The sequence below is a fragment of the Mesobacillus campisalis genome (assembly GCF_000986785.1).
Classification (GTDB): domain Bacteria; phylum Bacillota; class Bacilli; order Bacillales; family Cytobacillaceae; genus Mesobacillus_B; species Mesobacillus_B campisalis.
In genome coordinates, this window is record NZ_LAYY01000026.1 from 17,993 (window position 1) to 30,806 (window position 12,814).

Consider the following 12,814-nt stretch of genomic DNA (forward strand, 5'->3'; position numbering starts at 1 on the left):
TGGTTCCTGTCCCCCTTCGGTGCCTGACCCCCGACGCTTTAAAGGAAGAAAGCGAAGCCTATTAAGCGGAGAGGGAGGCATTATTCACTTGAAATCATATTGCTGCAGAATGCCTTCGAGTTTGAGGGTGGTATTTTTAGAAAATTTTAAACTTTTTTACAAATATTTTCAATAGTTTAGCACTATTTTAACCTTAAAGAAATGACTAGCTTCCAGTACTCGCAAAGGACCTTAAGCCCCTGTTCCAAAAAGAATAGGCGATTACGCAGCAAACCAGGGCCACAGCAGGCGTCCATAGAGCCAATTCCCTAAAGCCGGACTTATCAATAAAATAAGCCGCTGGATAAAAAGCGGTAAATCCATAGGGAATGATCCAGGTTAAAAACGTACGAATGCCTTTGTGGTAAATGGTCAGCGGGTAACGTGCAAAGTCGCTGAGATTAAACACGGCCCAAACGACAGGCAGGCTGTCAATCATCCAGAATGAAAAAGTCGCGAAGAACAGATTAACAGCTACAAAAATCATGCCGGATGAAATAATCATCACAACAAGCAAAGCGATTTCTACCGCTCCCCAGGCCAGATCCAGCTGCGGTATCGCAGTACCCAGGATAATCAGTCCGATAATGAGCTGGCCAAATCCATCCTGGTGAAGCCGGTCAGCCACGATATGGAACAGTGGGTTGATTGGCCGAATCAGAAGGCGATCGAGCTGGCCTGGCCTGATATACTGCCAGCCCAGCGTCCATAGGTTATCAAAGAAGATATGGTGAATCGACCGTCCTGTGGCCGCAATTCCATAGATGAACAGGATTTCATAGAAAGACCAGCCATTGATTTGTTCAATATGATTAAACACCACTTTAATAAAGAAAATCGAAGCAAACTGCTCCAGCATCACCGAAAGTACTCCGATTATAAAATCAATCCGGTATTCCATCATTACTTTCATTTGATTCTTGGCAAACTCCCAGTACAATTTCGCATAGCGGCGCATGTTTTCCCCTCCTATCCGCCAAAGATGGTAATCTGTTTAACAGCCTGCGCCCAGATTACCCTGACCAAAACGTAGAATGAAATCAGCCAGAACAGCTGCAGGCCCACCGCCAAATAAGCTTCGGTCCCTGATATCATTCCCGAGTAGATCGATACCGGCAAATACACCATCGCCTGAAAAGGCAAGAACTCCGTGATAACGCGGAGCCAGTCGGGAAAAAGCGAAATCGGTATGAGAGCCCCCGAAAAAAACGTAACCAGCGATTCCTTCAGCACGCGCACTCCCCAAATGTTCACCGTCCAAAAAGCCAGCACCCCTACCAGAAAATCAAAAAACGTTCCAATCCAAAGGCCGAGGCCGGCACTAATGATAAATAGCAGCCATGCTTCAACGCTTCCCGGAAACGGTATATCCATAAAGAAGAAGGCGACCAGCATCATCGGGATGGTTCCCCTGATTAAATGCATCAGCTTCGAGCCAAGGTCAACAGCAAACATTTTATAAATCAGGTCATATGGCCGCATCAGCTCAATCGCAACATTCCCGTTCTTTATATTTTCAGCGAGATCCTGACCGACGCCGCCGACAAAGCCCTGCAGCAGCATCGCCACGACGATGTATGTGATCATCGTCTCCAAATCGATGTCCTGGATGGCAGACCGGTTCGAGTATACGGCCTGCCAGAAATAATAAATAACTAAGAGCCTAAGAATGGATGAAACCGTACCTGCCCAATACCAGGCAGAGTAGGCCGTGTCCTCCTGCATCCTCACTTTAGCTATTTGCCAATACTTGTTCATACGTTCCTCCCTGCTCCCTGCGGTTGTAAAGCTCTTCCACAATGCTTTCGATTTTAGGGTCGGCAATCGTGAGGTCCTGAATGTCATATCTGTTCATCATTTCCGAAATGACAAATGAGCTTTTCACCCGTTCATGGTCAAAGGATAAGCTTACCTTTGTTTCCCCCTCTGATGCTGGCAGTACCTCGGCCATTCCAAGCAGCGGTGCAGGTAGGATGAAAGGAGAGTCAAGCTCCGGCAGGTCAAAATGAATGACCCGCTTTTGCCCGAACTGCACCTTAATTTCCTCCAGCCCGCCGTCATAAAGAATCCGGCCTTCGTCAATGATGATGATCCGGTCGCAAATCTCTTCGATATCCTGCATGTCATGCGTCGTCAGCAGCACCGTTGTTCCCCAAATCTTGTTCATTTCCTTGATGAACTTGCGGATCCTCACCTTCACCGCAATGTCCAGCCCTATCGTCGGCTCGTCCAGATAAACCACTTTCGGCCTGTGCAGGAAAGCGGCCGCCAGTTCACAGCGCATCTTTTGTCCAAGTGAAAGCTGGCGCACTGGTACGCCAAGGAGCGGCTCAAGATTCAGCACTTCCGTAAACATCGATACCGTCTCGGCAAATTCCTGATCGGGAATTTCATAAATATGCTTGAGCAGATTAAAAGACTCACGCACCGGAATGTCCCAGAACAGCTGGGTCCGCTGACCGAACACAGCGCCAATGCTGAGGGCATTTTCCTGGCGGTTTTCATAGGGAACGAGCCCGTTGACTGTCACCTTTCCGGCACTAGGCGTCAGGATTCCGGTCAGCATCTTGATGGTCGTCGATTTTCCCGCTCCATTAGCGCCGATATATCCAACCGTCTCGCCCTGCCCTATGGTAAAGTCCACTCCTTTCACCGCTTTTTTGGTTTCATATTGGCGGTGAAACAGCGATTTGACAGCACCCTTCAGCCCAGGGTCGCGCTTTACCAATTTATATTCTTTTTGTAAATTTTCAACGGTAATCATCCATTTTCATCTCCCAACATAGGAACGTACATTCTGTTTTCGCGCGCAAAAAAGCCACAGACAAGCATGTCTGTGGCTAGGCATATGCAGGCATACGTATGCTTAACGGCACAAAAACAGGCAGGTCATCTTTAACTCATATGAAATTTCAGCGGTCTTTCCTTTATAATCAATCATTTTTCCTGCCTCCTTTTCTCATTTACTCTCAAATTATAACTCCACAGGAAAGTTTTGTATATTTTTATTTTTGGTAAATGTTCATAAAGTTGTCGACAAAGTTTGGAGGGATTGTGTGAAGGGCGTCGAACGGGCGCTCCGCAGCCGCTTTCCTTCCTATAAGAAAAGCAGCCACCAGCAATGAAGGGCAAATACGAGGGTGTAACAGACAGAGGCGAAAATGGTCACGCCCTTCACAAGCACAGTTGCGGGCACTTTGTTAAAAGCAATAAATACATACAGCAAACACGAAAGTGAAAGCTTGATCAGGAGAAAAAGGACAGGGTCAGCCTGATAGGCCCTGTCCATAAACGGATTGCTTTCCGTAATCAATCCGTTCTTAAGCCCGTAATGGGTCACAAACGCATCAAACAGATTCAGGAGGGAGAGATAGTGAAATAATTTTTTCATGGGATTCTCCTTCAGTGGTAACGTTATAACGAACACATGGGTATTACTTCGTCAGCCAGCCTGCTCCAAATGATAGGCTCTCCCTGTTCTGGCCACTTTATTCCATTCGTCTTTGTTCTGGAAGTACTGGATGGTGCCATAAAGGGTGTAAAAGAGAGTAAGAAGCCTGAAAAAAACAATATCCAGGACAAGCACTAGCATTATATTCAGAAGGTCCTTAACAGAGAAGCTGTTTTGATAAAAATAAGAAATCAGGATGGCGATGACATTGTAGAGCAGGCTTACGGCGATATAAACGGTTAAGTATAGCAATAGGACACTAAGGTCATTGTGATAAAAAAGGGTGAAAATAAAACCAGCTACCGTTAAAAACGCACAGACAATCCCCGCAAAGAAAGCATCCAGAATAAAAAAGAAGGAAAGCGGATGTCTAAAGAGGTTTGGGATGAATTCCTTCATATAAAGGACAACACAATCGATAAACCCCTTCTGCCAGCGAATTCGCTGTTTGAATAAATCTCTCCACGTTTCCGGAACTTCGGTATAGCAGATGGCCTCCGGAATAAAGGCGACCTTTAAACCCTTCCTGCCATTCCTGAAATTCTGGACTTTAAGGGTGATATCAATATCCTCACCGACCGTTTTACGATAACCGCCCACCTCCAGGAGTACATCCCGTTTAAAAACGCCGAACGCTCCAGAAATAATGGAGAGGGCATTGGACTTCGCCAATGACGCTTTATAGATAAAGAACCCTTTCAAGTACTCTAAAATTTGGAATTTAACAATGGTCTTTACCACCATGGTAGGTTTTAAAACATTATTTTCAAATTTTCTGCCCTGCAAAATATGAACATTGCCGCCAGCCGCGATTAATTGCGGATCGGTAAAGGCCCTGTTGATAATCGGCAATGCCTGTTCATCGAGGATGCTGTCGGCGTCCAAGGTGACGACCAGTTCACTGGAAGCATAAGCAATCCCAGCATTTAACGCATCGGCCTTGCCGCCATTGACCTTGTCAATTACTATGATCCGCGGATTTCTCCGGGAACGGTAAACACCATGGACTGAGGCAAATTCCAGCCCAGGATGAGGCTTGATTTTCTGGACCTCCAAATCCAGCAGTTCTGCCATTCTTTCAAACGTTTGGTCAGTGGATCCATCATTGATTAGAATGTACTCGTAATTTCGGTAATTCACATGATTTATTCCCAGAATCGTTGTGTCCATGATAGTCTGTTCATTGTAGCAAGGCACGAGGATGCTAAGCGACTTCTCCTTCAGCCCCACTTGCTTCTTCATATAGTAAGGCTTCTTCCGCAAGACGAGCAGTGCGTTCACCATATGATAGAGCGGGAAAATCAGGCAAATTGTGAAAATGACAAAGGTAGAAATGGTGAAGAAGGTGTTCATTAGGGGGCACCTGCTTTCTGGTTTTATGTATTCTAACCGCAAATAGTAATCCTCGGAAATAAATTCATTTTAAAGAACAAGGAAACTCAATGGAAAGATTTGTGTTGTTCTATATAATGAACCAATTAACACAATAATATTACTTAATTATCGATTAGTAAAGCTTTTTTAAATGTTAAATTTTATTTTTGTTCACTATTGAGAAAAAGGAGGTTTTGGATTATATTCATTATATAGAACCAATTTCGAACGGGGGCTTTTGGATGGAGGAAAGTAAAAAGGAGATTAACTATTCTATTAAAGTAGCAGATTCTTTTTTGATGAGACTGAAGGGTTTGATGTTCAGGAGAGATCCACTAGTAGAAGAAGGTTTATGGATTACACCATGCAATTCCATTCATATGTTTTTTATGAAGTTTGCGATTGACGCTGTGTTTATTAATAAGGATGGAAGAATTATAAAAAAGGTGGAAAATCTGCAGCCCTGGAAAGTGATTAAACCTGTCCCAGAAGCCTATTCAGTCGTGGAATTGCCTGCTGGTGCAGCTAGGAAGCTAAAGTTGGAGAAGGGGGATTTTATTACTTTTAATTCATTTCTGAAAAAGAAGGCCGAGTAACTCGGCCCGGGTAAGATTAAAAGAGAATAACATTATCGAACTTTACAAGTGTCGTTCCTTCTTTGTAGTCATTAATTTTCGTGTCATTTGGTTTGCCCTGCAAATTTGTAATGATGCTCATCACAAAATTGAAGCCCATTTCATGGGCATGAAGGTAGCCTCCGCCAAACCTTGGATTAATTTCGGAGACTAAATAGCCTTCTTCTGTTTTAAAACAGTCGATGTCGATTGGTCCGACTGGTTTTAAGGCCAGGACCAATTTTTCAATAAGCTGCTTCAGAGCGGGATCGTTTACCGATATGGATTTATCTGTCTCCCCAGCTCTCATGGTTATTTTTCTCTTCATAAAGATATGTGTAGCTTCACTCTTCACCATATCGATATAACAATCAACGCCATATTCTTCACCAGATATAAAAGGCTGGATGATGAAGTTATTCTGTTCTGCTTCATACCTTCTAAGCTCATTCAATGAGTCTACTTTATGAATGCCGATGCTCGCACTCCCGGTTTGTGGTTTTACAATTAAAGGAAAATCAATATCCCCATTCTCCAAGTCCTTTAAGACCTCTTGAATTTCAGTATATGTGGGAACCGCTGGTATCTGATGGTCTCTTAAAAACTGGTAGGTTAGATATTTGTCAAAACAAACGTTAACCACGTCCCTATTGGAGATGATTACTTTAACTCCGGCACTTTCAAATTCTTCTTTATAACCCGCCAACAATGCCAGTTCAGGGTCAATAAGGGAAAGGACTGCATTGATCTTATATTTATTGCACAATGCCTTGAGACAATCGATATATTCCGGTTGATTAATGCGAGGAACAACTTCATAGTGGTCAGCGTGATGCAGTGCTGCAGCTGTCGGGTCGCAATCAACCGCAATCACTTTTCCGTTCAGCTTATTAAGTTCTTCCTTAAAATACTGTACTAGTTTCACCCTGCGTCCTGCACTGCAAATTAATATATTCATCTATTAATCCCCTTTTAAAAGCGATAGATTTCTTCATTGAAAAATTGCTTTATGGTTTCCTGTTTCCTGACCTCAATAACCTCATGGTCGTGTACAGCCAAAATTCCAGGCCGTTCTTTTATGAAAGGCGGATTAAAGACAATGGTGTATGCTCCTACATTCTCAAAAATAATATAGTCACCGGGGTCTGGCAGTTCACCCATTATTTCATATGCTAAATAATCCTTTTCCATGCAGGTATAACCTACGATATGAAAAGCCCCTCTTTCTTTAGCCGATTCCTTTTGCCGAATCATTTTCATTGGCAGGTTGTTTTTATGCATGGTTGGCTTGATATTATGGACACTCCCATCTACCAGCACAAAATAGACATCCCGAACCGTTTTCACTTCAATTACTTTTGAGACAAATGTAAAAACGTTCGCAACCATCGAGATGCCCGGCTCCAATATTAAGATAGGCTTACTGTCCTGCGTGGGAAACTCTTCATCCATAATCCCGCAAATGGCTTCTGCATAGTGATCGAAAGTAGGTGTATTCAAATTGAAAGACTCGGGAAGCTCACCGTAAATGCCTCCGCCCACATCTATGTACTCTATAGTGGATCGGAGATACTCTTTTGCTAATGAGCAAAGCTTTCGGGTTATTTTTTGATAAGATTCAACTTCCCTTTTACTTGTCGAGAAGTGGCCGTGCAACCCTATCACTTCCACATTGTCTATCGCCTTTAATTCATGAATCGCCTTGTGAAAATTTCCGTTTTCCACACAGATTCCGAACCTTCCTACTTCATAGCCATCCTGATGAGGACTTTCACCATTGTGTGTAATATCGAAGTTAAGCCTCATGCCTACCTTAATTAATTGGCGAGGATTATCAGCAGCGTACTCCCTGATAAAGTCGATTTCATAAAAAGAATCGATGTTGATCAAGCTTTCATTTTTTAAAGCCAGATGGACATCTTCCCTTGTTTTTAATGGCCCATTAAAAATAATCCTCTTTGGGTCCTCGCCTATTTTAATGGCCAGGTCGTATTCCAGCCTTGAGACTACTTCCGCAAAAGCCCCCATCTTTGAAAGCTCCTTGCACAGGTACGGCAGATAGTTAGTTTTATACGAATAGCCGATTATGAAGTTTTCATACCGGCTGTGAAAAGCCTGAAAAATTTTTTGGTAGTTTTCTCTCAACTTGGTAACGTTGAGTAAATAAAAAGATGAACCGTACTTTTGTTCCAAGTCTCTAAGAGATTGAATGTCCAACATTTCTTTGGTAGAAACCCAAGGCAATTTCACTAAAACACTCCCCTTTCCGCCACTTTAAATAAAAAGCGCCTAGGTGAACCAGTTCATGGACACCTTGGCGCTCATTAGCGAGATTAATTTTTGCGAAAGCTATTATTATACACTGAGTTTTCCAGTTGTTTTGGAACACCGATATTCTTTGCATTGTTGATTAGTTCATTTTCGGCAATCGTCACATTTGCTGGTGGATATTCTTCTGTGTCCAGCTCAATGGCGGTACCATCCTCAACATTTGAAATATGATTCCCTGTTATTTTTAGCCTATCCAGCAGCGCCCTTCCATATGCAGTTTGTACAATTCCCGCCTTTCCCCCAGTGATGATATTATTAGTTATATCAATCGCGGACATTGGGTAACCTGCGTGTGCGGAGATATAGGCTCCTGATGAATTGGTGATAGTATTCCTATCAACTTTAATAAGGTTGGCTGGTCCCATAATATAAAGGGCATAATCTTTTATATGACTAAAGTGATTGTTGCTGATCTCCACTTTATGAATGGCTGCCTCCTTATTTGAATCATAGTCAAAGGCAACCCCTTTATCGTAATGACTAAATGTATTCGCTGTAATAGTTAAATCATTTATATTTATCGATGCAAATAATTTTATTCCTGAACTTTCCCCTGATCCTTCAAATATATTGTTGGAGATGGCTGTATTCACTGCAGAGCCCAGAATGAAGATCCCCTGTTCAGAGGTCTGAAAAGTATTTCCCATTATTTTGGTGCCTGCAGATATGAGACTCCCTTCTTCACTCCCTTCCAGAAGAATGCCGGACTTTCCACTTATAATGTTATTAATAATATTTACATTTTCATTCTTTCTCCAGACATGGATATATCTCACATTCAATATATTGTCATGGACGTTTACTCCCGATGTATCAATGATGCGCAAGAGACCTGATGGACTGTTGATTTTATTTTGGTAAAACTCAATTCCATGAAATAAATAAGCTGATTGCCCTGCCCCTTCAGGCTCTCCGCCGGTAAGCATCACCGCGTATCCATCTGTATTGGTCGTGATAGTATTTCTCGCAATATTGGCATCATAATACTGCATCTTTTCCCACGGTTCAAAGTGAATGCCGGGACGCCCGGTTTCCGAGCGAATTGTATTACCAATAATGCGCAGATGGTTCACTTGTTCGATCACGATTTGCGATCGCTGATTTTCTTCGACAATATTATTGGAAATCGTGACATAGTTGCTAGTCTTGGCTGAGCCAGAAATTGAAATGCCATCCCCTACAGCGTTTATCAACCTATTATCCTTGATAACGACGTGATCCTTATCATAAGCAAAGATACAGTGCATATGCTCGTTGCCATTGGGATGATTCACATAATTACCATTACATGTGATGTTTTGAACTTTCGTATGGTTATTCATGTTGATCAGCCGGTGTTGGCCATCAGGTACATCATCCGCAAGCTTTAAAATGACAGTATCCCGATTCTCGCCAACTAGATTAATATTAGGTTTTAAAAATAGTGGATGTAAGCTGTAGACTCCTTCAGGGACCACGACATCGCCCCCGCCTTTTGCTGAGAGGTTATCAATAGCACTTTGGAAGGCCATTGTATCGTCAGTTATCCCGTCTCCCACAGCTCCATATTTTTTTACATCTACCTGCCGGTTTTCTTTTTGGACAGAAACTGATATTTCTTTCTTAAAGTCCTTATAATGAATAGAAATAGTTGCATTTCCTGGGGATTTTGCTGTGATGGATCCGTATTCTTCAATCTCAGCTACTCCTTGGTCTGAAGTCGAATACCGGCTATGTTCGGCCACATTTATTCTTGAGCCGTCTTCTCCCTTCAAAATCACGAAAGGTTGATAACTTTCTTGTATAAGCAAGCTTATTTGCTCATTATCAATCATGAGGGAGGATATGGGTTCCTTTTTTACACCTAGTAGAATCGTGAACCTTTGTCCTTCCCAATGGTTTCCAAAAATAATCACTGCTGCCGCCGATAAAAACAGGATAACCAGCAACAGCATTTTGTTCCTCCACTTTCCATTTTTAGCCCCAATACTGCCAGCCTCCCTGCTATTTCTTATCTTGAGTGAACCAATTTTTTAATGTGTTCAAAACGGACTTTACTGGAGAAATAGTCGACTACAGCCGAATCTGTCTCTTCATCAAATTTACGTGCGAAAAATTGGCCGGAACCTTCAATTAATGGGATATCGTCTTTTTCTAGGTTCTGAGGAGAATTCCTGTCACTCAAATCCTCACCCCACTTGAAAAAGTATAAATTATTATTCATAACATCCTCTTTATAAGGAGAGTTCATAAGAAGCGTGTGAAAAAAGCTCTCATCCGGAACAAGAGTGTTCTTAAAATAATTGTAGTACCATTCGTTTGTTTCGAGAAAATCCATCATATACTGGGCAGCGCCAAGCGGAATCGAGAACCATTGTGAACCTTTATAAAAGCTGAAATCATTGGGCCACCAATTGCGGTTAGGAAAAATATTGATCCCTTTACGGTACAAACTTAATAGCAATCTCCTGTACAGTCTTACCGGATGGGCTGTCGTATACCTTTTTCGCACTACTTTGGGCCAATTGATTTTCATCAATCCCAGTTCGTGTCTTCCCATCTTTCTATAGGTAAAAAATGCTTTCCCTCTGGTTTCTGATAAAAAGCCTTTAAACCCCTCTTTTACGAGCAGGTCCTGACCGCTTCTCAGGCAAACAAAGTCATACGGAGTCCCTGAGGCTAGAACCTCACGAACTAACATGAGTGTGGCATCTACCTGGCTTATATCTCCCCATTCGCAATCGACAGACTGATCCAAGATTTTCACGTGGGGGCCAGTAAGGATTCTCCCTTTAAACTTTTCCAAACTTTTTTTATCAATGTGAATATACACATCCGCTATTCCACTTCCGATAAGCTGGTCAATAAAACGATTTACCTGCTCCGGATTTTTATGAACTTGCAATATGAATGCAGTTTGCAAAGCCGAGTCCATTTTCTCTGCCCCTTTTCGCTTAATTCTTGACCTTATGCATGCCAACTCCGGCTTTACCGGCTATTGGATATAAAAAGAACCTACCTCTGACCTTTATTGAATTTAGTAAGTTCAGCTGGCAGGCTCGCTTGATTGGAATTCCAAATATGAAACTTCCTGAGGCTACTTTTAGGAACCAGCATGATAAGTAAGGGTTTAAGTGCAAAAATCCGCTTGGAATACGGAATATTTAACCTTCTGCACGCCCCCAGCCTGGTTTTTGTTTCTGTCAGCCGGAACCTTCTGCTTTTCCTCTGATACGAGTTTTTATCTTCCCGAAAGTAAAGTAACGGCTCCTGAATGTTCCGGAGAACATACCCTTTTTCGTAAAACTTTAGCCACAAGTCATAGTCCTCAAGCCTTTGCCGGGTAGCCTCGTTATCGGAATAGCCTCCAGCTTCAATCAACTTTTGACGTTTCATAATGACAGTCGGATGAATAAAAGGGGCTCCCATAATCATCGTCTCTTTTGTTGGATTTTCAACTAGTTGCCGGGTTCCCCAGACTCCATCTTGATCAAATAAATAAACACCGGTACCACACGCGTCACAGTCATGGGCCCCCATGTAATTAACCTGTTTTTCCATTCTCTGATCAAGCATGATATCGTCTCCGTCATGCCTCATGATAAAGTCACCAGTGCAATACTCTAAGCAATGATTTAATGTTTTGGCCAGGCCCACATTTTGTCCGTTTTTTATCAGTTTGATTCTCGCATCTTCATTTACAAATCCCTGGGCCACTTCCATTGTCCGGTCAATTGAGCCATCGTCACACATGATGAGCTCCCACTCTGGATATGTTTGGTTTTGGATGGATTGAATAGACTCTGCCAGTGTCTTCTCACAATTATAAATTCCCATTATAATAGAAACTTTTTTTCTCAAACCTTCACCACCCTATTAAATGCATCAAATCTCAGCATTTTACTGAATGCTTGGAGTATATTTCTTTCATCTCGCCAATCACTTGGTTCAGCGAATATTTTTCAATCATATCCCTGCTTTTTTGAGCAAATTTCATTCTTAATTCCTTAGAGTAGTATAACTCTATTATTCCTTTGGCACAGGCCTCCACATCATCTACGCCAACCACAAAACCATTTTTACCGGGGGTGACCAAGTCACGGTTCCCGCGGCAGTCTGTAACAATAAGCGGCAAACCTGTCGCCATTGCCTCCATTACATTTACAGGGAGTCCTTCCTGTCTGGATGTGGATATTGCCAGGTCGGCCATTGCCAGTAAACGTTGAATGTCCTTTCGATACCCCAGGAAATCAACGTGCCTCCCAACTCCTAAAGTGTCTGTTAATTCCTTATATTCCTCCAGCCGGTCTCCATCTCCTGCGAGAAGAAGCTTTACCCTTGGAACCTTTTCTTTAACTATGCTTATGGCCTTTATCAGTAAATCCTGATGCTTTCGGTAGCTTAGCTCCCCAGCGTAAATTAGGATAAACTCTTCAGCATTGTAACCATATTCTCTTCTTAACGTGATTTTCTGTTCGTTCGTCGTAGGCCTGAATTTTTTCAAGTCAAGGCCTATACCATGCACTTTGTATATCGAGTTACTTTTTCTAAGCTTGAACCCTTTGGCAGCCTCAAAATCCTCCCCGTTCATGGTGATTACACCATCCGTCCATCGTGCCACAATTTTTTCAATTGTATAATAGACTGCCCAGTTCTTCTTGGGTGCCCCTTTAAAAAAATGAAATCCATGTGCGGTATATAAAACCTTCACCTTTCTGATGTTCCTGCAAGCCAAACGAGTCAGGAAGGAAGCAACAGGTGTATGAACATGAACCAATTCATATTCTTCCGTCATAATGATCTCTCTTATGTTCCTATAAGCTGATAGGTTCTCACCCGCCAAAGGGTTGCGCTGAAAATCCACTTGGTGGACCTTGCATCCAAGCTGAAGCAGTTCAGGGTTTACTTCCTGAATGATATTAAATGCAACACCAACCTTATTTCCCTGTTCAATCAGGAATCTGATATGCGGCACTAAAAAAGCATTTACGGTATCTGAAATAGTTGTTACAAATAACAACTTCAT

12 protein-coding genes are annotated in these 12,814 nt (G+C 42.4%); 1 reads left to right on the plus strand and 11 read right to left on the minus strand.

Going from position 1 to position 12,814, the window contains the following annotated elements:
- Positions 1–205: 205 nt before the first annotated feature.
- The 5 genes from WQ57_RS18345 to WQ57_RS18365 form a co-directional block, all read right to left on the minus strand.
- Entirely contained in the window at positions 206–997 is a 792-nt protein-coding gene (locus WQ57_RS18345; protein ID WP_046525218.1) for an ABC transporter permease, read from the minus strand.
- 11 nt (positions 998–1,008) lie between these two features.
- Entirely contained in the window at positions 1,009–1,797 is a 789-nt protein-coding gene (locus tag WQ57_RS18350; RefSeq protein WP_046525219.1) for an ABC transporter permease, read from the minus strand.
- Positions 1,772–2,803 carry an ABC transporter ATP-binding protein gene (locus tag WQ57_RS18355; RefSeq protein WP_046525220.1) on the minus strand — a complete coding sequence of 344 codons (1,032 nt, stop codon included), beginning with the start codon at positions 2,801–2,803 and terminating at the stop codon, positions 1,772–1,774. Before WQ57_RS18355 ends, WQ57_RS18350 begins: the two co-directional genes overlap by 26 nt.
- A gap of 333 nt (positions 2,804–3,136) precedes the next feature.
- Positions 3,137–3,430: a DUF5658 family protein gene (locus tag WQ57_RS25770; RefSeq protein WP_052948813.1), complete on the minus strand. Its 294-nt coding sequence runs from the start codon at positions 3,428–3,430 to the stop codon at positions 3,137–3,139.
- A 51-nt stretch (positions 3,431–3,481) separates the two neighbouring features.
- Positions 3,482–4,843 carry a glycosyltransferase family 2 protein gene (locus WQ57_RS18365; RefSeq protein ID WP_052948814.1) on the minus strand — a complete coding sequence of 454 codons (1,362 nt, stop codon included), beginning with the start codon at positions 4,841–4,843 and terminating at the stop codon, positions 3,482–3,484.
- A 263-nt stretch (positions 4,844–5,106) separates the two neighbouring features.
- On the opposite strand from WQ57_RS18365, the gene WQ57_RS18370 reads away from it, so the two are divergent.
- Positions 5,107–5,460, plus strand: coding sequence for a DUF192 domain-containing protein (locus WQ57_RS18370; RefSeq protein ID WP_046525221.1), 354 nt, complete (start codon positions 5,107–5,109; stop codon positions 5,458–5,460).
- A gap of 16 nt (positions 5,461–5,476) precedes the next feature.
- Here the strand turns inward: WQ57_RS18370 and WQ57_RS18375 are convergent, their stop codons facing one another.
- The 6 genes from WQ57_RS18375 to WQ57_RS18400 all read right to left on the minus strand — a co-directional run bounded on the left by WQ57_RS18375 (position 5,477) and on the right by WQ57_RS18400 (position 12,814).
- Positions 5,477–6,436, minus strand: a complete 960-nt coding sequence (locus WQ57_RS18375; RefSeq protein ID WP_046525222.1) for an ATP-grasp domain-containing protein — start codon at positions 6,434–6,436, stop codon at positions 5,477–5,479.
- A 14-nt stretch (positions 6,437–6,450) separates the two neighbouring features.
- Positions 6,451–7,728 carry a type III PLP-dependent enzyme domain-containing protein gene (locus WQ57_RS18380; protein ID WP_338151911.1) on the minus strand — a complete coding sequence of 426 codons (1,278 nt, stop codon included), beginning with the start codon at positions 7,726–7,728 and terminating at the stop codon, positions 6,451–6,453.
- An 83-nt stretch (positions 7,729–7,811) separates the two neighbouring features.
- Positions 7,812–9,743, minus strand: a complete 1,932-nt coding sequence (locus WQ57_RS18385) for a right-handed parallel beta-helix repeat-containing protein (protein ID WP_046525223.1) — start codon at positions 9,741–9,743, stop codon at positions 7,812–7,814.
- A 56-nt stretch (positions 9,744–9,799) separates the two neighbouring features.
- Positions 9,800–10,723, minus strand: a complete 924-nt coding sequence (locus WQ57_RS18390) for a beta-1,6-N-acetylglucosaminyltransferase (RefSeq protein WP_046525224.1) — start codon at positions 10,721–10,723, stop codon at positions 9,800–9,802.
- A gap of 80 nt (positions 10,724–10,803) precedes the next feature.
- Complete coding sequence (locus tag WQ57_RS18395; protein ID WP_241481581.1) at positions 10,804–11,649, minus strand: glycosyltransferase family 2 protein; 846 nt, start codon at positions 11,647–11,649, stop codon at positions 10,804–10,806.
- A gap of 31 nt (positions 11,650–11,680) precedes the next feature.
- A complete protein-coding gene (locus WQ57_RS18400; protein ID WP_046525225.1) occupies positions 11,681–12,814 on the minus strand; it encodes a glycosyltransferase family 4 protein in 1,134 nt (377 codons plus the stop codon).